This window comes from Joostella sp. (genome assembly GCF_048266025.1).
Taxonomy (GTDB): Bacteria; Bacteroidota; Bacteroidia; order Flavobacteriales; family Flavobacteriaceae; genus Galbibacter; species Galbibacter atrarenae.
The window spans coordinates 88,531-113,793 of sequence record NZ_JBLXAF010000009.1; the positions used below are offsets into that span (position 1 = coordinate 88,531).

General features: G+C 32.5%; 25 protein-coding genes. 4 read left to right on the plus strand and 21 right to left on the minus strand.

Translation table 11 applies throughout. The features are described from left to right. Nucleotide 1: 1 nt before the first annotated feature. The 13 genes from ACN0TY_RS14270 to ACN0TY_RS14330 form a co-directional block, all read right to left on the minus strand. Nucleotides 2-964 (minus strand): YbbR-like domain-containing protein, encoded by a 963-nt coding sequence (locus ACN0TY_RS14270; protein ID WP_417445030.1) that lies wholly within the window; start codon nt 962-964, stop codon nt 2-4. Then, the gene (locus tag ACN0TY_RS14275; RefSeq protein WP_417445031.1) at nt 964-1,965 is read right to left on the minus strand and encodes a glycosyltransferase; all 1,002 of its coding nucleotides are present in this window, start codon (nt 1,963-1,965) and stop codon (nt 964-966) included. Before ACN0TY_RS14275 ends, ACN0TY_RS14270 begins: the two co-directional genes overlap by 1 nt. Before the next feature lie 98 nt (nt 1,966-2,063). Continuing rightward, on the minus strand, nt 2,064-2,882 hold the full coding sequence (locus tag ACN0TY_RS14280; RefSeq protein ID WP_417445032.1) for an enoyl-ACP reductase FabI: 819 nt from the start codon (nt 2,880-2,882) through the stop codon (nt 2,064-2,066). A gap of 158 nt (nt 2,883-3,040) precedes the next feature. Then, nucleotides 3,041-5,512 carry a TonB-dependent receptor domain-containing protein gene (locus ACN0TY_RS14285; protein WP_417445033.1) on the minus strand — a complete coding sequence of 824 codons (2,472 nt, stop codon included), beginning with the start codon at nt 5,510-5,512 and terminating at the stop codon, nt 3,041-3,043. A 74-nt stretch (nt 5,513-5,586) separates the two neighbouring features. Further along, complete coding sequence (locus ACN0TY_RS14290; RefSeq protein ID WP_417445034.1) at nt 5,587-6,393, minus strand: helix-turn-helix domain-containing protein; 807 nt, start codon at nt 6,391-6,393, stop codon at nt 5,587-5,589. Between the two features lie 9 nt (nt 6,394-6,402). Then, the gene (gene recN, locus ACN0TY_RS14295; RefSeq protein ID WP_417445035.1) at nt 6,403-8,064 is read right to left on the minus strand and encodes a DNA repair protein RecN; all 1,662 of its coding nucleotides are present in this window, start codon (nt 8,062-8,064) and stop codon (nt 6,403-6,405) included. 57 nt (nt 8,065-8,121) lie between these two features. Then, the gene (locus ACN0TY_RS14300; RefSeq protein ID WP_236958577.1) at nt 8,122-9,012 is read right to left on the minus strand and encodes a DUF4835 family protein; all 891 of its coding nucleotides are present in this window, start codon (nt 9,010-9,012) and stop codon (nt 8,122-8,124) included. Beyond that, complete coding sequence (coaBC, locus tag ACN0TY_RS14305; protein WP_417445036.1) at nt 9,005-10,216, minus strand: bifunctional phosphopantothenoylcysteine decarboxylase/phosphopantothenate--cysteine ligase CoaBC; 1,212 nt, start codon at nt 10,214-10,216, stop codon at nt 9,005-9,007. The genes ACN0TY_RS14300 and coaBC overlap by 8 nt, the downstream gene beginning before the upstream one ends. A 5-nt stretch (nt 10,217-10,221) precedes the next feature. Beyond that, nucleotides 10,222-10,545, minus strand: a complete 324-nt coding sequence (locus ACN0TY_RS14310) for a DNA-directed RNA polymerase subunit omega (protein WP_236958579.1) — start codon at nt 10,543-10,545, stop codon at nt 10,222-10,224. Between the two features lie 8 nt (nt 10,546-10,553). Further along, nucleotides 10,554-11,372 carry an outer membrane protein assembly factor BamD gene (locus tag ACN0TY_RS14315; protein ID WP_236958580.1) on the minus strand — a complete coding sequence of 273 codons (819 nt, stop codon included), beginning with the start codon at nt 11,370-11,372 and terminating at the stop codon, nt 10,554-10,556. A 233-nt stretch (nt 11,373-11,605) separates the two neighbouring features. Next, nucleotides 11,606-12,523, minus strand: a complete 918-nt coding sequence (locus ACN0TY_RS14320) for an ion channel (RefSeq protein ID WP_417445037.1) — start codon at nt 12,521-12,523, stop codon at nt 11,606-11,608. Beyond that, the gene (gene dapA / locus ACN0TY_RS14325) at nt 12,516-13,409 is read right to left on the minus strand and encodes a 4-hydroxy-tetrahydrodipicolinate synthase (RefSeq protein ID WP_417445038.1); all 894 of its coding nucleotides are present in this window, start codon (nt 13,407-13,409) and stop codon (nt 12,516-12,518) included. The genes ACN0TY_RS14320 and dapA overlap by 8 nt, the downstream gene beginning before the upstream one ends. Before the next feature lie 2 nt (nt 13,410-13,411). Further along, complete coding sequence (locus ACN0TY_RS14330; RefSeq protein WP_417445039.1) at nt 13,412-13,936, minus strand: DUF6913 domain-containing protein; 525 nt, start codon at nt 13,934-13,936, stop codon at nt 13,412-13,414. Between the two features lie 66 nt (nt 13,937-14,002). Between ACN0TY_RS14330 and ACN0TY_RS14335 the strand changes: the two genes are divergently transcribed. Then, nucleotides 14,003-14,767: a 5'-nucleotidase C-terminal domain-containing protein gene (locus tag ACN0TY_RS14335; protein ID WP_417445040.1), complete on the plus strand. Its 765-nt coding sequence runs from the start codon at nt 14,003-14,005 to the stop codon at nt 14,765-14,767. After that, a complete protein-coding gene (locus tag ACN0TY_RS14340; RefSeq protein ID WP_417445041.1) occupies nt 14,764-15,669 on the plus strand; it encodes a bifunctional metallophosphatase/5'-nucleotidase in 906 nt (301 codons plus the stop codon). The genes ACN0TY_RS14335 and ACN0TY_RS14340 overlap by 4 nt, the downstream gene beginning before the upstream one ends. Here the strand turns inward: ACN0TY_RS14340 and ACN0TY_RS14345 are convergent. From ACN0TY_RS14345 to ACN0TY_RS14360, 4 genes are all read right to left on the minus strand, one after another. Continuing rightward, complete coding sequence (locus ACN0TY_RS14345) at nt 15,653-16,327, minus strand: lysoplasmalogenase family protein (protein WP_417445042.1); 675 nt, start codon at nt 16,325-16,327, stop codon at nt 15,653-15,655. The genes ACN0TY_RS14340 and ACN0TY_RS14345 overlap by 17 nt on opposite strands. Further along, complete coding sequence (gene ligA, locus ACN0TY_RS14350; RefSeq protein WP_417445043.1) at nt 16,324-18,318, minus strand: NAD-dependent DNA ligase LigA; 1,995 nt, start codon at nt 18,316-18,318, stop codon at nt 16,324-16,326. Before ligA ends, ACN0TY_RS14345 begins: the two co-directional genes overlap by 4 nt. A gap of 131 nt (nt 18,319-18,449) precedes the next feature. Then, on the minus strand, nt 18,450-18,650 hold the full coding sequence (locus tag ACN0TY_RS14355; protein WP_417445044.1) for a hypothetical protein: 201 nt from the start codon (nt 18,648-18,650) through the stop codon (nt 18,450-18,452). Nucleotides 18,651-18,675: 25 nt separating this feature from the next. Next, nucleotides 18,676-20,739 carry an alpha-galactosidase gene (locus tag ACN0TY_RS14360; RefSeq protein WP_417445045.1) on the minus strand — a complete coding sequence of 688 codons (2,064 nt, stop codon included), beginning with the start codon at nt 20,737-20,739 and terminating at the stop codon, nt 18,676-18,678. A gap of 274 nt (nt 20,740-21,013) precedes the next feature. On the opposite strand from ACN0TY_RS14360, the gene ACN0TY_RS14365 reads away from it, so the two are divergent. After that, entirely contained in the window at nt 21,014-21,298 is a 285-nt protein-coding gene (locus tag ACN0TY_RS14365; RefSeq protein WP_236958590.1) for a 4a-hydroxytetrahydrobiopterin dehydratase, read from the plus strand. Nucleotides 21,299-21,360: 62 nt separating this feature from the next. Then, entirely contained in the window at nt 21,361-22,092 is a 732-nt protein-coding gene (locus ACN0TY_RS14370) for a YebC/PmpR family DNA-binding transcriptional regulator (RefSeq protein ID WP_417445046.1), read from the plus strand. Nucleotides 22,093-22,105: 13 nt separating this feature from the next. On the opposite strand, the gene ACN0TY_RS14375 is transcribed toward ACN0TY_RS14370, so the two are convergent. The 4 genes from ACN0TY_RS14375 to kdsB are packed head-to-tail and all read right to left on the minus strand — an operon-like array spanning nt 22,106 to nt 25,238. After that, nucleotides 22,106-22,678 carry a 1-acyl-sn-glycerol-3-phosphate acyltransferase gene (locus ACN0TY_RS14375; RefSeq protein WP_417445047.1) on the minus strand — a complete coding sequence of 191 codons (573 nt, stop codon included), beginning with the start codon at nt 22,676-22,678 and terminating at the stop codon, nt 22,106-22,108. Continuing rightward, nucleotides 22,678-23,760, minus strand: a complete 1,083-nt coding sequence (locus ACN0TY_RS14380; protein ID WP_236958593.1) for an iron-containing alcohol dehydrogenase family protein — start codon at nt 23,758-23,760, stop codon at nt 22,678-22,680. The genes ACN0TY_RS14375 and ACN0TY_RS14380 overlap by 1 nt, the downstream gene beginning before the upstream one ends. A gap of 48 nt (nt 23,761-23,808) precedes the next feature. Continuing rightward, nucleotides 23,809-24,519 (minus strand): HAD family hydrolase, encoded by a 711-nt coding sequence (locus ACN0TY_RS14385; protein WP_417445048.1) that lies wholly within the window; start codon nt 24,517-24,519, stop codon nt 23,809-23,811. Continuing rightward, nucleotides 24,510-25,238 carry a 3-deoxy-manno-octulosonate cytidylyltransferase gene (gene kdsB / locus ACN0TY_RS14390; RefSeq protein WP_236958595.1) on the minus strand — a complete coding sequence of 243 codons (729 nt, stop codon included), beginning with the start codon at nt 25,236-25,238 and terminating at the stop codon, nt 24,510-24,512. Before kdsB ends, ACN0TY_RS14385 begins: the two co-directional genes overlap by 10 nt. Nucleotides 25,239-25,263 lie beyond the last annotated feature (25 nt).

The following is a 25,263-nucleotide window of genomic DNA, read 5'->3' on the forward strand; positions in this document are numbered from 1 at the left end:
GTTATTGCTTTTTCACTAAATATTCCACTTTTTTGTCCAAAATCTTAACGGAAGACACAAATTTTGGCTCTTCCACTAATTTAGGAATCAGAAAAGTCGATTCCGAAGAAATTTCATTGTAATCGCAAATAACTTTAAAAGCCCCCTCATTTACCCGTTTCAATTCTGATATTGGAGCTTTACAAAGCAATTTTACTTTCTCGGGATAGACCTTTAAGCTCATATCATCAGGAAGATTAGCTATTTGTACAGGCACTAAAATTATTTTTTCTGAATAACGCTCAACAACTCCCGAAATAGATACTTCTTTGGTTTCAAACTCCAACTCTTCTAAAGAGTCTGGAATATTTAAAGGTGATTTATAATCAAAATTATTCCTTACATTCTTATAGTTTTGAACCTCTGTTTCTATATTGATAATTTTACCAACAATATCCTCTGGTCCACGCACCCAAATACTATCTGGTTCCACTTTTATAGAATCCCTAAGCTGATAATCATTTTCAAATTCCAAACGTGTTTTAGGAATTACCTTTATATATTTCTTCTGATTAACTCCAAGCTTTAAAACAACAGAATCGGTATTTATCCTCCTTACATTTAAAGATTTATATTGAGTTCTTATAGCATCCTCTAAATCATTAGGAAGCATATAATAGGCGTCGTTATTTTCATGAAAATCAACTAAATCAACAATTAGATCTCTTTTAAAAAGTCTATATCCCAATATTTTAAATCCAGATGTTTCCACATTTGTTTCAAAACTGGTTTTTGGGTTCCCTAACACTAACTTGTCCTCAGGAATACCATTGTATTTTAAATTAAAGCTTATATGAGAGGTATAAATATCGGAAAGCGATATTAGAAACCATATAAAGAAGGAAACAACAAGAAACATTAGAAATATTGTTGCCTTTGGCTTCTTCAGCGTACTTTTTATATATTCTAGAAACCTTCCTGCCATCAGTTAAAAAATAGTTTTGGAAAAATTTGTTCTGGTTTTTTATTAGAAAAGGTAATCAAAAAAGTCGATTTTACAAAGGCCAATCCATAACCAAAAAATTGTATCACTACTGCATAAACAGCTAGAAACGCAATTTTTAAACTTTTATTTTTCAATAATGCATCAAAAAATATAGCTAAAAAATATAAACCATATATTTTAAAAAATATAGAAATTCCTGCGAACCACATTAATAATGAAAATGCTAGCCCCAAAACAAATAATGTAGGAAACCAATATGTTATCTTCTTAGTTTCTGGATGCCATTTATTTAATATAGGCCGTGTAAGTCCAAACTTTTGAACTTGCTGATAAAACTTTTCCCAAGAAATTCTACGCTTATGGTACACAAAAGCCTGTGGAATTAAAACAGTTTCAAAACCTGCTTTCCATAACCGGATCGTTAAATCTGGGTCTTCTCCTGGATGAATTTTCCCGAAACCGCCAGTTGCTTCAAAAGCCTTTTTTGAGAGTCCCATATTAAAACTTCTGGGTTGAAACTTATTCACAGCTTTCTTCCCTCCTCGTATCCCTCCTGTGGTTAGCAGAGAAGTCATACTATAATTAATTGCTTTCTGAATATCTGAGAAAGACTCATGAGCGGCATCTGGACCACCGTAGCAATCAACATACTTGCTCTGTAAAGATTTATTAGCTTCTTCTAAATATTGTGGTGGCAAAATACAGTCGGAATCTAAAATAATAAAATAGTTTCCTTTAGCTTTTCGCATTCCATAATTACGAGAATCTCCAGGTCCAGAATTTGACTTGAAGTAATAAGAAATATTAAGATGATCTTTAAAATCTTCTACGACACTTTCCGAAGAAATAGAAGAACCATCTTCTACAATAACTACTTCAAAAGGAATATTACCTGTAAGCAAATTCATACTTTCAAGTAATTCTTTTACTTCTTCTGGCCTATTATAAACAGGAATGATAAATGAAAAGCTCAATGCCATTTATGATAATACTATTAGATACAAAAAAACTGTTTAAAAAGTGACATTTATTTTATAGCAATCACTCCTCAAACAGCATTTTATATTTTAGAAACTAATTAATCTTCTTTCATGAACTTTTCCATCACTTCGTTGCTTACTCCAGTGTTAGAGAAACCTCCGTCGTGGAAAAGGTTTTGCATAGTTACCTTTTTAGTAAGGTCAGAGAACAAACTAATTGTATAATCCGCACACTCTTGAGCAGTAGCATTTCCTAATGGAGACATCTTATCTGCATATGCAATAAATCCATCAAACCCTTTTACTCCTTGCCCTGCTGTTGTTGGTGTTGGAGACTGAGAAATAGTGTTTACACGTACATTTCTGTGTTTTCCGTAGAAATACCCAAAACTTCTTGCAATCGACTCTAAATAAGCTTTATTGTCGGCCATATCATTATAGTCTGGAAATACTCTCTGTGCAGCCATATATGTTAAAGCAACGATACTTCCCCACTCATTCATAGCGTCTTTTTGATATAAAGTCTGACAAACTTTATGAAAAGATAATGCCGAAACATCCCAACCTTTTTCAGTAAAGTCATACTTCTGATCTGTATAGTGCTTTCCTTTTCTTACATTAATAGACATTCCAATTGAATGTAAAACAAAATCTATTTTACCTCCCAGAATTTCCATTGACTTTTCAACAAGGTTTTCCAATTCTTCAACATTGGTAGCATCAGCTGGAATAATTTCAGAACCTGTTTTTCCTGCCAATTCTTTAATTTGTCCCATTCGCATTGCGATAGGTGCATTGGTTAAAACAAATGTAGCTCCTTCTTCGTGCGCTTTTATAGCAGTTTTCCATGCTATTGAATTCTCATCTAATGCTCCGAAGATTATCCCTCTCTTACCTTTTAATAAATTATATGACATATGATTTTGGTTAATTCTGTATTTAACTATTTACAGCGTCAAAAATATTCAAATTATTTGTAACAAGACCAATCATGCATCAAATAAATGCACCTTATGTTTACTTATTATTATATTATGACATAATTAAAGTGTTCTTACTACACTAGAAACACAAATTAAAACTCTCGCTTTCCAAATTCACTTTCTATAAACTTAGATTTATTTTTATTATTATTGAAAGTGTACGATAAATTTAATAGTACAACATCTACCTCATAAACATAATTTGTAGTGGTATAAAACGATCCCGGACTAGCGGTAGTAATACGTTGTTCGTTGGTATCTAATAATCCCATATCCATATTTAACCATTGTAGAGATGCTTTAAGCCTATTATCAAAAAAGGTTTTTTGAAATGTTAGATTTGGTGAATAAAATCTAGAATCTTCTCCTTGTGCTGTTTTTCTTTCTGATAAATAATTAAATGTAAATTGTAAAGAAGCTGTGTCAGAAAAATCAAATGAAGAATTCACATTTATAGAATACTGCCAACCATTTTCATCTACAGTTTCCCCATTAAAACTACCATCAATTCCGTAGTTATAAACATTAAAACCTATAAAATTCGACCAATTTTCAGTAGGATCTATTTGTGATCCTAACTCCAAACCTAAAGACCTTCCTTTACCTACATTGGTATATATTCGGTTTAAAATAGTATCGTTATATACTGTATTCACACGGTTTACCAAGTTATTTACATTCCTGTAATAAGCGGTAACATATAAAGAATTATTACCTTCAAAAGATTTTACCATTCCAAGCTCTACTAAATCTATAAACTCTGGCTTTAATGTAGGATCTCCCTGCTCCAATGTTTCTGAATGCTCTCGCTCAGGAAAGGGATTCATTTTAAAAGATGTTGTACGTTCAACACGTTTGCTATATGCAGCCTTAAATTTTAAATCCTCATTGACTGAATATTGAATAGCTGCGGAAGGAAAAAGCTTTAAATAATCATATTTATAAGTTGTATCTACCGTTTGTGCTTTATCCCTAAGATCTAAATTTCTATCCATTCCCTCCAGACGAAGTCCAGCACTATACTCCCATTGGTCTAAAGATTTTGAAAGCTGTACATATCCAGAATTTATCTGACGTGTAAGATCTACTTCACTAGAAAATTCAGGTACCAACTCAAATTCTCCAGTCATATTATTCTTTCGCTCATAAACAAAATCTCCTTTATGATCTAAGTTTCTAAATTGATACCCCATTTCTAACTGACCAATAGAAATAGGTTTAAACTGATAATCTACTTGAAAACGAATTCCATTTAACGGATTATCATTCGTGTTGTATTCTTCCTGTAAAACTACACTCGTATCTGGATATCCCAAATTATCGTTTGTTGTAGGCCCTCCAAGCAATGTATATTCATATAAAAAAGAAGTAGAAATATTCGAATTGTTCTTAAAAATGTGATTGTAGTCAAAACTTCCTAGCACAAAATCTCCCTTACGGATTCTAAGATTTTCGTTATAATATTGGAACGTATAAATACGATCTCCCCCTTCTGCTGGAGTAATTGCATGATTGTCGTAATAAATAATATCTGCAGTTCTATCTTTAGAACGTTTACCTCCATAAAAACCAATAGAATATGTGTTTAAAGTATCTGGAGTGAAATCTACCGAGAATCGACCAGAAAAATTCTTTTCTACAAAACTACGCTCACCATCTGAAGGAAACTGTGTTAATGTATCGTTTATAATAGTATATGCATCTCCTTCTCTTCTCCCAGAAATATCATTTCTTTGGTAACTTGCTCCCATAGAAATATTCCATTTATCTTTTCGAATATTGTATGTAATATCCGCTCCATAACGCTGTGCTGGCTCTTTGTTGTCATAATCCTCAATACTAGGAAAACCTCCTTTAATATTTATCTGAGTAAAAGTTCCATTTGTAGCTCCTTTTTTGGTGATTATATTTAGAATTCCCGCTTTCCCCTCTGGATCATATTTTGCTGAAGGTGCTGTAATCAATTCCAAACGCTCAATAGCATTTGCAGGCAACTGGTTTAAAATCAAAGAAGCATTTGTTTGTACTGGTTTCCCGTTTAATAGAATAACAAAACTATTACTTCCTCTCACAGAAATCTCTCCCAATCCATCTACAGATACAGAAGGCAAGTTTCTAATTACATCGGTCCCATTCCCACCTATACTACTTTGAAATTGATCTGCCTCATAAACCTGTCTATCTACTTTATTAATTACAGTAGATTTTTTTCCTGAAAGCACTACTTCATCCAAAAATAGCTGACTTGGATTAATTTCAACCTTTCCTAAATCTAAATTCTGATTGCTTTTAGATACTTCGAACGGAGTACCCTTTTTTGTTTCATAACCTATAAAAGAAATTTCTAAATAGTAATTTCCTTTTTTAATATTTTCCAACACAAAGCTTCCATCTTGATTGGTAACAACTCCCGTAATAAGTTCATTATCATCAGCATTAAAAATAGCTACGGTTGCATATTCTAAGGGATCACTATTAGTTGCATCTACAACTTTACCCTTAACTTGAGCATTACTTATTTGCACAAAACTTAACGTACATAAGAAAAATAAAAAAAATCGCATTTGGTTGGTTACTTTTAAATTGAAAAACAAAAATAAAAGTAATAGTTACCTTAAAATGATCTATTCGAATAAAACTATGGTCTATTCTCTTCTTTTCTGAAGTTTAATGGAGTTACAGCGTTGTGCTTTTTAAAATATTTTACGAAATGAGAAGCATTCTTAAAGTTTAAATGAAAAGCGATTTCCGAAATAGTTATCTTACTATATTTAAGTAAACGCTTGGCCTCTGTATTAATATGTGAAGCAATAACTTCTGAAGTTGTTTTACCGTATTCCTTTTTACACAATTGATTGAGTTGCTGGTTACTTAATTGCAATTTATCTGCATAAAAACTTACGTTGTTTACAGGATTATCTGCAAGCATTTTTAAAAATTCATCAGCCTTCCCTAAATCTTGAATTTCTAAATTCGTATTTAAGTGAGCAAGTAAAGCCTTTAACAATCCTTCAAAGACTAACTTATTATGCCCAATTTCTCGATTTGACTCAAAGCATAATAATTTAAATAACTCTTCTACAAACTCAGGTTCTGTACACTTTTTTTCATGATGATTATTAAGCTTCATTAAAAGTGTATTCAATGTATCATCTAAAGTATTTTGCAAAAAACTTTCCTTAAATATTACAACATACCCCTCCGGAATTGTAGTTATATCCCAATGGTGTACTGCCTCTTTTCTAATAAAAAAGAAAGTTGGGCCTTCAATTTTATATGCAATATTGTCTATATAATGATATCCTTCCGCCTTGCTTAGATATACAATTTCAAAATATTTGTTATGACGATGAGGCTTTGTAAATCGCTTATTAGGATCAAAAGGAGCTATTTTTATATCTGTATAATAACTAATTTTATTCTTTATAGGAATCACCTCTTCCATCCAAAAAAACTAAGCTTTATTCATTAACAGTTCTTTAGCATGCGCCATTGCAGAGCTAGAAATATCTTTCCCTCCTAGCATTTCTGCTATTTCTTTAATTCGTTCTTCTCCAGTAATTTGTTTCATTTGTGAAGAAGTTACACCACCTTTATCCTCTTTAAATACTTTAAATTGAACATCTCCTTTTGCTGCTACTTGTGGTAAATGGGTAATCGTAAAAACTTGCATCGTTTTACTCATCTGATGCATTATATCTCCCATTTTATTGGAAACCTCTCCAGAAACACCCGTATCGATTTCATCAAACATTATAGTTGGCAAATGCATATATTGCGCTAAAAGAGATTTTATAGCTAACATTATTCTAGAAAGCTCTCCTCCAGAAGCTACCTTCTTCAACTCATTAAAACTACCGCCTTTATTTGCTGCGAATAAAAAGTGAAGTTCATCTTTTCCTTTTGCAAAATACTTATTGGTTGGTACTAAATCTATTTTAAATTTAGCATTTGGCATTCCTAATTCAGCAAGTACCCCTTCCAAATGAGATTTTAAAGAAGGAATAGACTTCGCTCTATTCTTATGTATTTTATTTGCAATTACGTCTAAAGCTTCTTCTTGCTTCAACACATCTAATTGTAATCTCTTTATATCAGCCTCAAGGTTTTCTGTCTTAGAAACTTTTTCTGCAAGCTCCTCTTGAGCAGCCAACAATTCTGAAATTTCTATAACATTGTGTTTTTTCTGAAGGTTATATATCAGCTGTAGCTTAGCATTTACCTCTTCCAATTGTTGAGGATCAGCTTCAAGATTTTCTTCTATTTGCTGAATTTCCACAAAAATATCATCTAATTCAATAAGACTAGACTGAACCCTAGAAGCTAATTCTTTATAAGAATCTCCAAAATGAAGCAGCTTATTAAAAACCGCTTTAAGCTCATTCATTCCACTAATAACCCCAACTTGCTCTTCACCTAAAATCTGAGTAGCATGCGAAACATTTTCAGCTATTTCTTCTACATTATTCAACGCTTCATAAGAAGCCTCCAACTCTGCCAACATCCCTGGCTTGAGGTTCGCAGAAACTAATTCCTTCAATAAAAAAGAATTATAATCATATTCCTTATCTGCTTCTTGCTGAAAATCGATAAGTTTCTTTAATTCCTTTTTAACCTGATGATATTGCGAAAGTTTTTCAGAATATTCACTTAAAACAAGATCATTACTAGCCACAGCATCAACTACCTGAAATTGAAAATTATTATCAGTAAGTTTTAATGTCTGATGCTGCGAATGAATATCTATAAGTTGCTCTCCTAAACGAGATAAAACATCTAAAGTAACAGGTGTATCATTTATAAAAGCACGAGATTTCCCACTAGGAAGAATTTCCCTTCTTATTATTGTCTGCTTTTCAAAATCGAGATCATTAGCCTTAAAAAAAGGTTCTAGATTGTAATTACTAATAGCAAAGGTAGCTTCTATAACACATTTATCTTCGCTGTTTTTAATACTGCTTAAATCTGCACGCTTTCCTAATACCAATGATAATCCGCCTAAAAGAATAGACTTCCCAGCTCCAGTTTCTCCAGTGATAGCTGTAAGTCCGTTAGTAAAAGTAACCTGTAGGTTATCTATTAACGCGTAATTTTTAATAATGAGAGTTACTAACAAAGTTATCTAGTTTTATACTCCAAAGATAAATGTTATTTTTAGCGGAATAAAATATTGTTAGTATTTTATACGAGACCAGGTTTCTGAGTATAATGGAGCGATATCGTTTAAAGTTCCCTTTAATTTTACAACATCAATTTTTGGTCCATCAGAAAAAACATTTGCAATCTCTTCAGACTTGGCGTCAAAAAAAGCTTGTAAAACAAAAGAATTTGGACGTACATTATTTAGCTTATCAAAAAGCTGCATTGAACTTGCAATAGTTTGCTTTGCCAATGCTGGGTTTTCTACCAGATTATCTAGTCCTAAACGGTGGTAGTTATAAAGCGCCAAACGATATTCCTTAAAAGTATTAGATAGCAAGTTATCTACCAATTCCCAACGGGTTCTATTTCCATCAGTTTGCTGCCAACCACTATAACCACTTCCTTGAGATAAATTTACAATGCTTTGTGCCTTTTTGTAATAAGCAGTCCCCCCTTCTTTAGAAAAAGTATCTGCATCGATTCCCAACATAATGTAAACGTAATAAGTAATTACCGAAGTTAAGTTAGACTCAAATACATTTGGGTTATAAAATATAGGTGCAAACTCTAAATAATTAAATGTAAAACGCTTGTCTTGATAATTAAATACAGGCGATTGATAGGTTGAATTATAAACCGGACGATTAGATTGTACCTGTATGGTTCCACTAAAAGTACTATTCTCATAGCTATTAATGGTGATCATCATACTGGATTCAATTCGTTCCTTCTGAGAAAAAGTTTTATTGGTCCACTTCGTTTTATTTACATAATCGTTAAGCGACTTCTCTAATGTTCTAAATATCTGCTTATTTGTTTGATCTACTTGATCAGAATTAACTATAACAGTACAGCTCAATTCTTGAGCAAATGCAAACTGAACAGCACATAAAATTACGAGAGATAAAAGCTTTTTAATCATTCAGACGATTCAATATTTCGTTAAAGATATCGGTTGCAACTTCCGTTTTTGGTTTTAATGGAAACGGAATATTGTTTAAATTCTTATCTATAAAAGTAACTTTATTTGTGGTGTTTCCAAAACCTGCACCTTTATCTTTTAACGAATTTAAGACAATCGCATCTAAATTCTTTGAAGCAAGCTTCTTTTTTGCATTATCGATTTCATTATTGGTTTCTAAAGCAAAACCGACCAAAAACTGATTCTTCTTATTCTTCCCTAAAGAAGCTAAAATATCTTGTGTAGGCACCAAGTCTATATGCATGGTTGCTGTCTTCTTCTTAATTTTCTGGTCTGCTACTTCGGCAGGCTTATAATCTGCAACAGCTGCAGAGAGAATAGCAATATCCACTTGATTAAACACTTGGTGGGTGGCATTATACATTTCTTCCGCAGTGGTAACTCTTACTAATTTAATAAGAGAATGTGATATATCTAAATGCGTAGGTCCTGAAATCAAGAAAACCTCAGCACCTAAATTTGCTGCCTTTTCTGCTAAAGCGTATCCCATTCTTCCACTGGAATGATTTCCAATAAAACGCACAGGGTCTATAGCTTCATAAGTTGGGCCGGCAGTAATTAAAACTCGCTTCCCTTTTAATGGAAGCTTCGAAAGGATATCTTTTTCTACAAATGACACTATTTCTTCTGGTTCTGCCATTCTTCCTTGCCCTACTAATCCACTTGCCAATTCACCAAATCCAGCAGAAATCATAATGTTTCCAAAGGACTTTAATGTATCGAAAGTATTCTTTGTAGAAGGATGAACATACATATCTAAATCCATTGCTGGCGCAAAATAAATAGGACATTTTGCTGAAAGATAAGTTGCCAATAAAAAATTATCCGCAGTTCCAGTCGTCATTTTTGAAAGTGTATTTGCCGTAGCCGGAGCCACAATCATAAGGTCTGCCCATAGACCTAAATCTACGTGATTGTTCCACACCTCTCCTTCTTGCTCTTCATCAGTAAAAGAAGAATACACTTTATTTTTAGACAACGTAGAAAGCGTTAAAGGGGTAACGAAATCTTTTGCAGATTCTGTCAATACCACTTTAACGCTTGCTCCTGCCTTAATTAGTAATCTTACTAAAAAAGCTGACTTATATGCGGCAATACCTCCTGTAATACCTAGTAATACTTTTTTGCCGCTAAGTATGGACATATGCCTTACTCTTTATCTGTGTTTCTGTAATAGATCTTATCGTTAAGCCACTCTTCTACTGCAATAGCATGCGGCTTAGGAAGTTTTTCATAAAACTTAGAAACTTCAATCTGCTCTTTATTTTCGAAAATCTCTTCAAGACTGTCTGTGTAAGTAGCAAACTCTTCCAACTTTTCAATCAACTCCTTCTTAATATCTCCATTAATTTGGTTGGCACGCTTAGAAATAACAGATATAGCCTCGTAAACATTGTTTGTAGGCGCATCTATTTCATTTCTATCGTAAGTTACTGTAGAAACTGGTGCTTCAGAATTTCTTAATTCGCTCATAACTTCTTTTATTTACTGTATTTGTCTAATAACTGTTTGAATTCTTGCAATTCCTGATCTAAATCATCACTCATTTTATCAGCTCTGTTTTTATACTCAGTTTCGCTAAACTCACTAATCAATTTTTGGTAAGCCACTTTTGCTTCCCCTATACGCTCTTCTCTTTTGGAGTAGATACTATTTACTGCCAAGTTATATTTGGCAAGGTAATCATAAAACAAGGCATCTTCTTTATATACTGATCCTGGAAATTCTTTAAAGAATAACTCAAAAGATTTTATAGATGCATGGTAATCTGATATTCTATTATATTGCTTCGCTACTTCAAAAGCTTTCTTCTCTTTCTTAGCTCTTAAATCTGCCGCCATTTCATTCGCTTCATCCATATATTCTGATTCTGGATGTGTATTTATAAATACTTGAAGCTTACTAATAGCTTTATCTGTTTCTGTTTGGTCTAAACTATATCTTGGTGAAGTTAAATACTGACTTTTAGCTCCTAAAAAGGCAGCTTCTTCAGCTTTATCACTTCGTGGATATGATTTTGAAAATCTTTCAAATTGATATGCAGCTAAATAATAATCGCCTGTTTGATAATAAGAATCTGCATAAAAATATATAAGTCGCTCTCCTTGTGGCTTCCCAACATATTGAGGTACTATTTGTTCGAAAAGTCTAATAGCGCGCTTATAATCACCTTCGTTATAAAGCTTTTCTGCCATTTCATACTTGTTCTTAATATCACTATCTTTTAATACTTTTTGATACTCACTACAACTACTAGTAAAAATCAAAACAAAAAGAATTGCTATATATGTATACTTCATATTAATGTAATCCTATCACTAGGTTTAAGTTTTTCGATGGTTTATCGAATTAAATTCATACTGCATTAACTTACCTACATCTTCTTTTCTAATGCAGTCAATTCATCCTGCAAAATTAGTTAAATATATGTAAATTAAAAAACTATTTTAAAGTGTGAAGAAAAGCACTTCATAATTAACAAGCAACCCTGTTTAGTTTTTTTATTAAAAGTTTAACTTGTTGAGATGTCAACTCATAGTTTTTCAACATCATCTAACATAGAATGATCTAAAACTATAGCCCCCTCTTCTCCATATCCGTATGACTTAGTAAACTTTTTATCTATTATAAGATCGCTATATAAATATGACTTAACATCGTAAATCTCATTATTAAAAGCATCATCATAATAGGAAAATAAAACTACTATTTCTGCTTTTGCCTCTGCAATATTATTTTCTGTCAACTTAAAAAACGGACTTTCTTCATCTATTTCATGAACTATTGTCCATGTAGTTGGAAGAAAAGTAATCGACCTGCGTTCTAATTTTAGATTATAATATTCAGGCTCAAAATACCCATTCACTTCTTTATGAAGAATTAAAATAACATCTGCTTTAGGTTTTATAAGAACATTTCTACTTGTATTCATCACCTTAATCATTAAGGCTCTCTTATTTTTAAAAGGACGCACAACGAAGTTCTTACTAAAAGAGATTAAAGTTTTAGGCTTAGAAAACCTTCCATAAAGTAACCCTGTAGTAAAAGAAAAGCTCAATAAACCAATTAAAGCTTCTAATGCAGCTAAAATTCCAGCAAGTGTTCCTGAAGGGGACATAACTCCATAACCTACTGTGGTAATTGTTTGTGCTGAAAATAAAAAAGCATTCAGGAAATTGGCAAAAACATTGGGACTCTTATAAATTGAGATATCATCTACTCCAATAGCGACATACCCGATAGCAAATATGGAATTAATTACAATGTATGCTAAAAGCACATAGAAAAAAAAAGAAATCCACGAAATCCTAATTAAATAGGAGTACGTGGATTCGAACATTGATTTTTTATTAACATGGTTTATATTAAACCTACCGTCTTCTGTAATAAATCTCTTTACATTTTTGGTAGCGTTTAATCCAAACCCTATATCCTTTAATGTTTTAACCATTAATTTTGTTTGTGGCTAAAATAGGAAAATTATTTATTTTTTGTCGCAAGCTATCAGTAGCTTTCACTAATGGTAATCTCACAGCACTTGTACTAAGTCCTAAATTTTCAAACACTACTTTTATTCCTGCAGGGTTTCCTTCTTCAAAAATATAATCGATAATATCCATTAATTGAAAATGAATATTGTTTGCATCGTCTAAATTACCTCTTAAAGCATAACGAACCATCGAAGAGAATTCTTTTGGGAAACCTTGCCCTATTACAGATATAACACCTGCTCCTCCAGCAAGAACCATAGGTAAAGTAATCATATCATCTCCAGAAATCACTAGGAAATCTTTAGGCTTGTCTTTTATAAGTCTCATTGCCTGAACTATATCCCCAGCTGCCTCTTTTACTCCAATGATATTTTTAAAACTATTTGCTAAACGAATAACAGTCTCTGGCAATACATTAGACCCTGTTCTTCCAGGAACGTTATATAAAATTATCGGTAGTGGAGACGCTTCAGCTATAGCTTTGAAATGCTGAAATATCCCTTCTTGCGTAGGTTTATTGTAATATGGAGAAACAGATAAAATAGCATCAAAAGCAGTTAGATCACTATTTTTAAGCTCGTTTACTACTTCTGCAGTATTATTACCTCCAACACCTACTACTAACGGAACACGCCCATTATTTGCCTTTATTATTGTTTGTTTTACAAGTTCTTTTTCCTCCTTAGAAAGCGTAGCAGATTCTGCAGTAGTTCCTAAAACTACTAAATACTCTACTCCTCCTTTTATTGTATGATCTACAATATTAATAAGCGCAGCAACATCTACACTTAAATCTTCTCTAAAAGGCGTTACCAAAGCAACCCCTGTGCCTAAAAACTTTGACATACTCAAATCTTTTTTAAAATGCTAAGGTATTTAACCAGCTCTTTACTAAACTGAGAGAAATCCTTTTCATCTGTCTTCAATACTAAATTGTTAATCGCTTCTCCTTCACTTATGATTCCAACCTTTAAAGGACTTTTACTTAATGCTGAAACCAATTCTAAATAAACATTCGGCTCTGTATAATAATTAATCACAATATCGTAAGAGCGCTTTAAAAATTCTGCCACCTCATCTGTCTTCACTTTTCCCTTCATTCCAAAAGAAGTATCAGTAAAAACTGGAATTAGATAACTTCCATTTTTATAAATTTTATCAACATATCCTATCACATAAACGTCCTCAGCACTAACATTAATTGCTTTTGCTACGTCTAAAAGAGGCTTGTAGTCTACTAACTTCTCATAATTAATTACAATAGCTAAAGAACGTACTACACCATCTCTCTCATTTACAGAGGGGTTTGCTGATAAAAGCGATTTCCTAATTGCTTTTTTAATTGATTTTTCTTTAAGGCCCTTAAAAATCATTTACATTCCGTTATTTTTGCAAATGTAAAACTTTCGATAGTTCCTGTTATTAAAATTAAGAATCTTATGCGTAATAAAACGACACATTTTGTTATATTTATAACAATCTTCTGTTTCCTCTCTTGCAACAAGGCTTCCACAAAGCTAAAAAGCATCTCAGGAAAGGAAATAAATATTACTGATTCTATAAAAAGCGTAGATAGTATCAATGATTTTGTTACTCCATACAGAGAACATATTGAAGAAGTACTTGATGAACAGCTCGCTTATAATCCTAAAAATCTTTCTAAGAAAGACGGGAATTTGAATTCTTCTATCGGAAATTTAATGGCAGATATAACATACGAGCAAAGTAATCCTATTTTTTATAAACGCACAGGCAACAACATCGACTTTGTACTTCTTAACCACGGAGGTATTCGTGCTAGTATGAGCAAAGGAAAAGTAAGTCGCCGAACTGCTTATGAAATTATGCCTTTTGAAAACAAAACTTTAGTATTAGAACTCACTGCTGATAAAGTTAAAGAACTAGGACTTTATCTTGCAAAAAATAATACTGCTCACCCCATTAGTAAACAGTTACAACTTACATTACGAAACGACAACTCTATAAAGAGCATGACTATTAATGGGAAACCTATTGAAGCAGATAAAACTTACTTTGTAGGAACTTCAGACTTTTTAGCTACTGGAGGGGATCATATGGATTTCTTTAAAAATCCTATTAATACTACGGACATCAATTATTTATTACGAAATGAACTAATTGATTACTTCCAAAAAATAGATACTATTAAAGCGAATGTTGACACTAGATTTATAAAAAAATGAAAAGAAGACACTTTATAAATAATACGATAGCCAGCACCGCTTTTATAGGAGCTGGAGGACTTTCCTTAACTTCTTGTTCTACTGAAAAGAAAAAGCATCTTACTATTTTACATACAAACGATGTACACAGTCATATAGATCCATTTCCCGCCTCCCATGCCCGAAATCCTAATCAAGGTGGAGTGGCGAGAAGAGCTAGCCTGATTGAAGGAATTAGAAATGAAAATCCAAACACATTATTACTTGATGCAGGTGATATTTTTCAAGGAACTCCATACTTCAATTTCTACGGAGGTGAAATAGAGTTCAAGTTGATGAGTATGCTTAAATATGACGCTGCAACTCTCGGAAATCATGATTTTGATAATGGTGTTGAAGGATTACTAGCACAATTACCAAATGCTAAGTTTGAAATCATTAATGGAAATTATGATTTTTCGAATACTGTTCTGGATGGTAGAATAAATCCTTATAAAATATTTATTAAGGACGGAATTAAAATAGGTGTTTTTGGACTTGGAGTAGAGCTAGACGGACTCGTTACAAAAGGTCTTTACAAGGAAACTAAATATTTAGATCCAATTGAAAAGGCTCAAGATATTACTAGAGAACTTAAAGAGGATAAGAATTGTGATCTCGTTATATGCCTATCTCATTTAGGATACAAATACAATAATGATAAAGTATCAGATATTGTTTTAGCACAAAATACCGAGAATATAGATTTAATTATTGGCGGACACACACATACTTTTATGGACAAACCTGTAGTGGAGGTTAACAGAAAAGGGAAAAATGTTTTAATTAATCAAGTAGGGTGTTACGGTATATATCTTGGAAGAATCGACTTCTATTTCGACACAAATAAATCAACTTCTGAAGGTGTTAGTATAAACGTTTAAAATTATAACTAGTAATAAACTTCAGTAAGAAATAATAAGAAATAACCTTTACTACAACAATCGTAATATCAAAGAAGAAGAGTTTTACGATGTAATTATCTATTGCCATCATAATATCACCTATTAGGAAACATACAGATATAATGACTGGATAAAGATTAATCTTAGATTCGTCATTAAAAAAATTCACTAATGATATGATTGTAAAAGCACTTAAAACAATGGAGTAAATTATAATAAATGGATACAAATCTCCCATTTGTTCACCAAAGATATCTTTGATAGAATAATTAAAATAAATAAACCATAATATTATAACTGGAACGGCAGAAAATATAAGTTTCTTGACATCTAAATCATGAATAGATCGAAAGCAAATTAATGAAAATATTAAGTGATTTATACCGAAGAATATTAGGAACAACCGTACTGTAACCGGATTAAAATTCAGCATAAAAACATCTCCTAAAAAACAACAGGCCAATATTAAAGTCGGTATTAACGCTAACTTCCCCTTTTCAAAATAGTAATTGAAAAAAATTATCGGAATTAATGATACTTTAGCAATACTTGCCACTAGGTGAAAATCAAACAGTAATGCTAATAAATAAATAGCACTAAAGACAAAATACAGTTTTAGAAGTTCATTAGTTTTCATAGCATCTTTAGAAACTCATCTTCGGTAATAATGGCTATTCCAAGCTTATCAGCTTTATCTTTTTTACTAGGTCCCATATTATCTCCTGCAACCACATAACTAGTTTTTGAAGATATAGACGAAGCAACTTTACCACTATTGTCTTCTATGAGTTTTTTAAGCTCGTTTCTTGAAACTTTTTCGAAGACTCCTGATACTACAAATGTAATCCCTTTGAACTTCTCCGAAATATTTTCAAGTTTATCAGCAGATATTTCTAGTTGAACTCCATATTCTTTTAATCGATTTAAAATTAAAATGTTCTTTTCGTTCTGAAAGAATTCAACTACACTCTCTGCAATCTTAATCCCTATTTCATCTACCTGAACAAGTTCTTCAACACTTGCTGCCATAATAGCATCGATAGACTTATATTCCTTGGCTAATTTTTTGGCAACTGTTTCTCCAACGAAACGAATTCCCAATGCAAAAAGAACGCGCTCAAAGGGAATCTCTTTTGATTTCTCAACCCCCTGAATTAAATTCTCAGCAGATTTTTCTGCCATTCGTTCTAAAGGAACAATATCTTCCTTTTTTAATGTATATAAATCAGCGTAATTATCTATAAGCCCTTCTTTAAAAAGCAGCTCTACCGTTTCTCCGCCTAAGCCCTCAATATCCATTGCTTTTCTAGAAATATAATGTTGAATACGACCTGTTATCTGCGGTGGGCAGCCATAGGTATTTGGACAATAATGCTGCGCCTCTCCATCTTTCCTAACAAGTTCTGTATCACATTCGGGACAATTTTCAATATAATGAACAGGTGCAGCATCGAGCGTTCTTTTTGTAAAATCTACACCAATAATCTTCGGTATAATTTCTCCTCCTTTTTCTACAAATACAATATCACCAACGCGAACATCTGACTTTTCTATTTGGTCTGCATTATGTAAAGAAGCACGTTTTACAGTTGTTCCAGCCAATAATATAGGCTTTAAATTTGCCACTGGAGTTATAGCTCCCGTACGCCCAACTTGGTATGTTATACTTTCTAAAGTCGTAGAAACCTGTTCTGCCTTATATTTATACGCCATTGCCCAACGTGGAGCTTTCGAAGTATATCCTAATTCCTCTTGGTGCTGAAAACTATTAACTTTCACCACCACTCCATCAGTTTCATATGGTAACTCATGACGATGAATATCCCAATAATTTACAAACTCTAAAACCTCAGCTGTTGATTTACATAGTTTTGCAACCTCAGGAACTTTAAAACCCCATTCATGAGCCTTTTTTAAACTTTCAAACTGACTGGAAATTCCTAAATTCTCTCCTGTAATATTATATAACAAACACTCCAACGGACGCTTTGCCACTTCTGCACTATCTTGCAATTTAAGACTCCCACTAGCAGTATTACGAGGATTCATATAAGGCTCTTCTCCTGCCTCAATTCTATCTTGATTCATTTTAGCAAAACCTTCAAAAGGCAACACTATTTCTCCTCTAATATCAAATTTCTTGGGATATTCCCCCTTTAGCTCTAAAGGAACGGAACGGATAGTTTTTATATTATTTGTTACATCATCTCCTTGAAATCCATCTCCCCTAGTTACAGCTTTTAATAAAACTCCATCTTCATAGGTTAAACTTATAGAAGCTCCATCATATTTCAATTCACATGTAAAAGCGACCTCAACATCTCCAAGAATACGCTGAATACGTTTTTCCCAATCTTCTAAATCTTCTTTAGAATATGAATTATCCAAAGAATACATACGATTTTCATGTACAATAGTATCAAAACTTTTAGTAACCATTCCTCCTACACGAACGGTAGGGGAATTAGCATCATAAAATTCAGGATATTTAGCCTCTAAAGCCTGTAATTCTTTTAGTTTGATATCAAAATCATAATCAGAAATCTGAGGCGTATCTAATACATAATAATTGTAATTATGTTGGGAAAGTTCCTGACGTAACGATTTTATCTTTGCTGCTATATCCATGAAAATAATGTAAGAGTATTGTGTATTCTTATTTTCACAAATATAGTTTAATGATGGGTATTTTTATAATACAATATAAGTAGATGTCTTATAAATTTAAACTAAAGCTTTTTAAATTTATAGTCCAGAAATTATTCTTTCTTCTTTCTTTTCTGTTCTTTAAAGTGATTAAATATTAGAATCATAGCTAGGAAAGCCCAAACAATTCTATAATACCATATATCCACTTCAAAAGTTAAAATAGTAGCTGTTGATGTATCTCTAAAAAAACTATAGATTACATTCGCTATTGCTAAAATTCCAAGAATTAAATTTAAGGGTACATTTTTCATAACAATCAATTAAGCCCCCAACTTACTAATTATAACCATAAGAAACCATAATAAAACTATTCTCTTTAGGAAGATTAAGTTTTACGACTCCATTATCTAGTAATTCTAGTTTTACGTTTTTTGCATCTTTACTACTCAATATAGTCTTGAATTTAACGTTTTTATCATTTAATAAATGTGTTTGAACAAACTGTAGATCATTTGGATTTAGTTCTCTATAAATTAATAAATATCCTTTATTCTCTTTAATAGACTGAAATCCTGTTACAGATGCCCCTGAAGGCTCTTCTCCTATGGGTAAAATAACACCCTCATGAAAATCCTTTTTTACTTCTTTGTATTTTCCTATAAGCTCTTTAGTTTTTAGAAAATCTTTTGGAAGCCCCGTTGCTTCAAACCAAGCTAATGGCTGCGCAGCCATTGTTGTGGCAAATACATAATCGAAATCATAATTCTGTGGAGCTAACAAATCGTTTTCTCCATATTTGTTGGCATTTCTAGAGTTATTCAAAAACTCAATTTGTAATAATTCAGGAGGAAAATATTTAGAAAGCATCCATAAATTTCTAAGTGTTTGATAAGGATAATATCTCCCCCAATCTGTATAACGATTCTCTAAAAATAAATTTCCATGGTTCCTATATTTAAAATACCCTCCTCGAACTCCAGCAGTTAAATCCAAATTGAAAAATACAGCTCCATCAGTTTGCTCTTTTACAGTTTCAAAAAACTTCTGCAAATTAATTTCAGACCTCTTGTCATTAATTTTTATCCCATCTATTTTTATGTATTTTATTCCTGTAGTATTATATAAATTGGTAATTATCTCCGCATCTTGCTTCCAATTAGCATAACTATTACCATTACTAGGATGAAACCATAAACCCAACTTTATATTATACTTTTTAGCCTCTTCTAAAACAGGCTTTAATCCGTTAGGAAATCGAGTTTTATGCACTTGCCAATCTTCAAGTTTCCACTCATCCCATAACTCCCCAGAACTATCCGCAGAATTAGAAGACAAACCCTGCTCCCAACCATCATCTATTTGGTAATGTGTGATCCCTAAATTAGCAGCAGTTTTTAATTCATTAACAATAAAACTTTCATTTATACGACCATCTCTCCCACGATCACCCCAGGTATTCATCATTACCATTTCGTGAGAGTCTTCACTATACATTGATGTTTCCTTTAAATAAAGACGGAGATTGTGCAACAAAGAATTTTCATCCTCTCCGATACTAATTGTAGTCGTATAACCTTCTATCCATTCCTTAGAAAAACCCTGAAAAGGATATCCTGAAAAAGGAATACTTAAGCCTTTATTAGAAGTAACAAAATCAAAACCTGGATAATTTAGCTGACTGCTTTCATTTGGAGCTTCTTTTAAAATAAAGAATCCCACTTTATCAAGGGAATGTGTTCCTAGAAGTAAGTTTCCATTGGAAGTAATATCATAATTATAAGGGATAAAAGATGAATTAAAAACAAGGTTATTATTCTTATCAGTTACATCCTTAAAGGAAACCGTTTCTATACTCCAGTGCGGTGAATTAAACCCATATCGCTCTAAATGATTATTCCCAGCTTCATATTCTTTATAAAAACTCTCTTTCCCAGTAAGCTCTTCCTCTTTATCTTTTTTAAATAAACTTAATTCAGAATATTTAATATAAGTAACCGTAGAAATTGTAGCTGTATTGGTGTATAATTTAAAAACACGCTTTACTTGCAATTCATCATGCTGATTAATAAGAACACACTCTATATGTGCAGGCTCAAAATAATTCTTTTGAATTTCTTTAACCGATAATAAAACATGCTTTACAAACGGATGATTTGCCAATACAAAGGAAGGCTTGTTTCCTTTCCATTTTATACTTTTTGATGTATCAAGATTATCTATACTCAAAGGAATAATATTACCATCATTCCAAAGCCATTTCCCAGAAACATGTTCATTCTTCAATGTTAATGTATCGTTTTTAAGAACTTCAGAAACCGCTAAACCATTTTGAGAAAATGAAGGTTTAAAAAATAACAAGCAACAAACTAGAATAAAAAATGAAAAGAAATTTGAAAACATTGTTTTTACTTAAAAGGGTTAATGATTGATAAAATTTAAATATTAATCATGCAACAAGGATTAACTCTTCATTACAGAAAATATAGCTTAATTTTCTTATATAATGACACATCATTAGTTTAACGTTAAAGATAATAGTAAAAATCACTTTTTTACATACTGACAACTATTTTTTTCTACTCATACTCACGCTCCAACTTATGTTTTTATATAATGTAAATTCTCTTTTTGCGAATGAACTTATTACCTTTACAAAACTCTAAAAAAGAAACAGATGAAAACATTGAATGATCAAGAAATAAAGAAACGCATTGAAAATCTAGAATACTGGGACTTTGAAGATGGTTTATTGGTTACTTCTCTAGATTTTAAAGATTTTGCAGATGCTTTTGCAATGATGACGCGTATTGCTTTTGAAGCTGAAGCACAGCAACATCACCCTGAATGGAGCAATGTATATAATAATCTAACAATTAGATTACATACACATGATGCGGGCGGAATTACAGAAAAAGATTTTACTCTAGCACAAAAAATTGAAGATATTATAAAAGGATAATTAAGTTTATCTATTTTCTTTTTTTAATTATTTTTGTTATCAAATTATAATAATAAAACTTTATGGGAAGAGCTTTCGAATTTAGAAAAGCAAGAAAGATGAAGCGTTGGTCTGCTATGGCAAAAGCGTTTACTCGTACTGGAAAAGATATCGTAATGGCTGTTAAAGAAGGTGGTCCTGATCCGGACACTAACTCTCGTCTGCGTGCAATTATCCAGAATGCGAAGTCTATAAACATGCCTAAAGACAACATCGAAAGGGCCATAAAACGAGCTACGGATAAAAACACAGAAGATTATAAAGAGGTATTATTTGAAGGATATGCACCACATGGTATTGCTATATTAGTAGAAACTGCTACAGATAATAATAACCGTACAGTTGCTAATATTCGTAGTTACTTTAACAAATGTAATGGAAGCTTAGGAACTAGTGGTTCTGTAGAGTTTATGTTTGATCATACTTGTAATTTTAGAATTCCTGCTGAAGGAATAGATCCTGAGGAATTAGAATTGGAGATGATCGACTTTGGTGCGGAAGAAGTTTTTGCTGATGAAGATGGAATACTTATATATGCACCTTTTGAAAGCTTTGGAGCGATTCAAAAAGAACTAGAAGAGCGAAATCTAGAAATATTATCTTCAGGTTTTGAGCGTATCCCTCAAGTCACAAAAAAGCTTACTCCAGATGAAGCTGCTGATGTTGAAAAATTACTTGAAAAAATAGAGGAAGATGATGACGTTCAGAACGTTTATCATACCATGGAAGAATCTGATTCAGAATCGGAAAATTAAATTATTCTATAATTTATTCTGATTCTTTAGAAGCTGATTTTTCATATATAAATGAATATACTGGAATTTTTCCAATCACTCCAGAAAAATGGCGATACATAAAATCAAAGTCAGATTTTATATCATCAGAAGGATAAAAAGGAGGTTCTATACGAACCTCTTTATTTTTATAATCAAACGCTATCATTACAATAGGGACGCCTGCTCCCTTAGCAATATGATAGAAGCCCGTTTTCCACTCCTTTACACGCTTCCGAGTTCCTTCTGGAGCTATTTGCAACCTAAACTCGTCTTTTTCTTCAAACAAAGAAACTACAGCGTCTACAGTATTACTATTCTTACTCCGATCTATAGGAGCTCCTCCCATCCATTTAAAATACCAACCCATTGGAGAATCAAATAGCTCTTTTTTTCCTACAAAGTTCATAGAATCTTTTGCCATACTACGAACCAATACTCCAACATAGAAATCGTGCCAACTGGTATGTGGCACAACAATAATTATATATTTTTTTAAGGGTGGAAAAGCACCTATCTGCTTCCACCCTAATACGGTATTAAATAACCAATGAGATAGTCTAGCCATTACATTTTTTCGTAAAGGCTCCTTAATTTCTCACGGGTAATTATATCTTTCCAATTTTCTCCACATGCATTTTCCCATAGAGGCGCCATCCCCATAGAAACATCGATCATCGTATCAAACTCTTCATCTGTAAGATTAGCACAAATTCCTTTTGGTAATTCAATACCAAACTTCGCTTTCATCTTTTTAAACATAGCTACTCCTTCAGGGTAAAACTCCTCTAAATAATCAAAAACAATACAGTTTCCTATACCATGTTTTGTTCCTAAAAGATATGATAGACCATAGCTCATAGCATGAGCTACACCCACTTGAGAATAAGCTATACTCATTCCTCCATGCCAAGAAGCCATCATTAATTTATCTTGTGACTCTTCCTCTGAAAGATCTCCTGTATAAAAAACTTCATGGCATAATTCTTCTGCTTTCTCACCATAACTCTGACTAAAAGCATTTAAATATGTACCATTAAGCGACTCAACACAATGAATATAACAATCCATCCCTGTGTAAAACCATTGATCTTTAGGAACTCCACGTGTTAACTCTGGATCCAGAACTACTTGATCGAAAGGTGTAAAGTCTGAGTTTATACCTAATTTCTTGTCTGGACCTGTAAGAACAGTTGTTCTAGAAACTTCAGCTCCAGTACCGCTTATTGTTGGGATTCCAACATGATATATCGCCTCATTCTTTACAAGATCCCAACCTTGGTAATCTTCTGTTTTCCCAGTGCTTGTTAGCATTATTGCTACTGCTTTAGCTAAATCCATAACACTACCACCACCTATTCCGATAATACCTGAAGGTATTTCAGAACTTTCAGCTCTTACTTTTTCAACTAAAACATCAACTTGATCCGTTTTAGGTTCCTCTTCTGTAGGTATGAAAATAATTTGATCATTGAACATAACTGGAATTCTCGAAAGTATCCAATCATTACTTTCAAAAACATCATCAACCAAGAAAATAAAAGGAGCATCAGCGTTTCTACGCTTCGGCATTAATATCTCATTGAGTTGACTAAAGCTTCCTCGCCCAAAAACCACTCTAGGAACCATTGGAAAATTTTTATACTTCATCTATGCTTTTTGAATTTATATCCTTTACTCTTGTTCTAATTCTTCTAATTAATCTTTACGATCAATTAACTTTAATATATCTTTTAAACTCCCTACCGTTTTAAAACTATCATCTTCCTTCTCTACATTTACCATCTCGTGAGCCCACGTAGTATGAAATGGAACATGAATAGCTTTAGCGCCAATATTAACTAATGGCAAAACGTCCGATTTCAATGAGTTTCCAATCATCAGAAACTCATTAACATCTATTTCTAGGTGATCTAAAAGATTTTTATAATTCTCTTCTTTCTTATCACTTAAAACTTCAATATGGTGAAAATATTTTGAAAGACCTGATTTTTCTAATTTCCTTTCTTGGTCTAATAAATCACCCTTTGTCAATAATATTATTCTGTAATCAGCTACTAAAGACTGTAAAACCTCTTCTACCCCATCTAAAACTTCAACTGGTTTCAAAAGCATCTCTTTCCCTAGATGCAAAATTTTCGAAATAGTTGCATTATCTATCTTATTATTTGACAATTCCATGGCACTTTCAATCATAGAAAGCACAAAACCTTTTATTCCATAGCCATAAATATCTAGATTTTTGATTTCCATTTTAAAGAGCTCTTGATCAATCTTATTTTCTGTTTCATAACCAGCTAATAATTTTGCGAATTCATGCTCTGCTTCTCTAAAATAGGTTTCATTTACCCAAAGTGTGTCATCAGCATCAAAACCAATAACTTTTATATTGCTATAACTTACTTCCATATTTTTTTTGCGCGCTCAAGATCCTCAGGAGTGTCTATTTCAATCCCCTCGCTATCTGTTTCTACCATTTTTATCTTCTTCCCATACTCCAAATACCGTATTGCCTCAATTTTTTCTGTAGCTTCTAAGCTAAGCATAGGCATCTTTTGAAAATCTACAATTGCTTGTTTTCTAAAAGCGTAGACTCCTTTATGCTTATAGTAATTAACTGCTACGGTTTTATCTCTTGGAAAGGGAATTGGAGAACGAGAAAAATAAAGCGCAAAATCTCTATTATCGGTAATTACCTTTACGGTATTAGAATTATTAATTTCTTCCCAGTCTTCAATTTTTGTCATTAAAGATGCTAAATCTATCTCTTTATCTACATCTTCTCTAAAAACATCAATTACTTTCTCTAAGCTTTCTTTATCGGTAAAAGGTTCATCTCCTTGTACATTTACAACAATATCAACATCCATGTTCTCTACAGCTTCAGCGATACGATCACTTCCACAGTCATGTTCTTTTTTACTCATAATGGCTTTACCACCATTTTTTTCTATCTCATTAAAGATGATATCACTATCTGTAACAACATAAACATCGTCAAAAAGACCTGTATTTACAGCAGCTTTATAAGTGCGAAGTATTACAGTTTCGCCTCCTAGATCTTGCATTAATTTACCAGGAAAACGGGAAGCGGCATATCTAGCCGGGATCATTGATATAATTTTCATAAGCGTTCTTAAACCTTTCTTATTT

What these genes read in the sequence shown, in the direction of transcription:
- ACN0TY_RS14335 (WP_417445040.1), top strand. Translation starts at nt 14,003, where the DNA reads ATGCGTAATAAAACGACACATTTTGTTATATTTATAACAATCTTCTGT.
- ACN0TY_RS14275 (WP_417445031.1), bottom strand. Translation starts at nt 1,965, where the DNA reads ATGGCATTGAGCTTTTCATTTATCATTCCTGTTTATAATAGGCCAGAA.
- ACN0TY_RS14375 (WP_417445047.1), bottom strand. Translation starts at nt 22,678, where the DNA reads ATGGCTAGACTATCTCATTGGTTATTTAATACCGTATTAGGGTGGAAG.
- ACN0TY_RS14290 (WP_417445034.1), bottom strand. Translation starts at nt 6,393, where the DNA reads ATGGAAGAGGTGATTCCTATAAAGAATAAAATTAGTTATTATACAGAT.
- ACN0TY_RS14330 (WP_417445039.1), bottom strand. Translation starts at nt 13,936, where the DNA reads ATGATTTTTAAGGGCCTTAAAGAAAAATCAATTAAAAAAGCAATTAGG.
- ACN0TY_RS14270 (WP_417445030.1), bottom strand. Translation starts at nt 964, where the DNA reads ATGGCAGGAAGGTTTCTAGAATATATAAAAAGTACGCTGAAGAAGCCA.
- ligA (WP_417445043.1), bottom strand. Translation starts at nt 18,318, where the DNA reads ATGGATATAGCAGCAAAGATAAAATCGTTACGTCAGGAACTTTCCCAA.
- ACN0TY_RS14285 (WP_417445033.1), bottom strand. Translation starts at nt 5,512, where the DNA reads ATGCGATTTTTTTTATTTTTCTTATGTACGTTAAGTTTTGTGCAAATA.
- ACN0TY_RS14380 (WP_236958593.1), bottom strand. Translation starts at nt 23,760, where the DNA reads ATGAAGTATAAAAATTTTCCAATGGTTCCTAGAGTGGTTTTTGGGCGA.
- ACN0TY_RS14315 (WP_236958580.1), bottom strand. Translation starts at nt 11,372, where the DNA reads ATGAAGTATACATATATAGCAATTCTTTTTGTTTTGATTTTTACTAGT.
- ACN0TY_RS14320 (WP_417445037.1), bottom strand. Translation starts at nt 12,523, where the DNA reads ATGGTTAAAACATTAAAGGATATAGGGTTTGGATTAAACGCTACCAAA.
- kdsB (WP_236958595.1), bottom strand. Translation starts at nt 25,238, where the DNA reads ATGAAAATTATATCAATGATCCCGGCTAGATATGCCGCTTCCCGTTTT.
- ACN0TY_RS14370 (WP_417445046.1), top strand. Translation starts at nt 21,361, where the DNA reads ATGGGAAGAGCTTTCGAATTTAGAAAAGCAAGAAAGATGAAGCGTTGG.
- ACN0TY_RS14385 (WP_417445048.1), bottom strand. Translation starts at nt 24,519, where the DNA reads ATGGAAGTAAGTTATAGCAATATAAAAGTTATTGGTTTTGATGCTGAT.
- ACN0TY_RS14360 (WP_417445045.1), bottom strand. Translation starts at nt 20,739, where the DNA reads ATGTTTTCAAATTTCTTTTCATTTTTTATTCTAGTTTGTTGCTTGTTA.
- ACN0TY_RS14340 (WP_417445041.1), top strand. Translation starts at nt 14,764, where the DNA reads ATGAAAAGAAGACACTTTATAAATAATACGATAGCCAGCACCGCTTTT.
- ACN0TY_RS14355 (WP_417445044.1), bottom strand. Translation starts at nt 18,650, where the DNA reads ATGAAAAATGTACCCTTAAATTTAATTCTTGGAATTTTAGCAATAGCG.
- ACN0TY_RS14280 (WP_417445032.1), bottom strand. Translation starts at nt 2,882, where the DNA reads ATGTCATATAATTTATTAAAAGGTAAGAGAGGGATAATCTTCGGAGCA.
- coaBC (WP_417445036.1), bottom strand. Translation starts at nt 10,216, where the DNA reads ATGTCCATACTTAGCGGCAAAAAAGTATTACTAGGTATTACAGGAGGT.
- ACN0TY_RS14300 (WP_236958577.1), bottom strand. Translation starts at nt 9,012, where the DNA reads ATGATTAAAAAGCTTTTATCTCTCGTAATTTTATGTGCTGTTCAGTTT.
- ACN0TY_RS14310 (WP_236958579.1), bottom strand. Translation starts at nt 10,545, where the DNA reads ATGAGCGAATTAAGAAATTCTGAAGCACCAGTTTCTACAGTAACTTAC.
- ACN0TY_RS14365 (WP_236958590.1), top strand. Translation starts at nt 21,014, where the DNA reads ATGAAAACATTGAATGATCAAGAAATAAAGAAACGCATTGAAAATCTA.
- ACN0TY_RS14345 (WP_417445042.1), bottom strand. Translation starts at nt 16,327, where the DNA reads ATGAAAACTAATGAACTTCTAAAACTGTATTTTGTCTTTAGTGCTATT.
- dapA (WP_417445038.1), bottom strand. Translation starts at nt 13,409, where the DNA reads ATGTCAAAGTTTTTAGGCACAGGGGTTGCTTTGGTAACGCCTTTTAGA.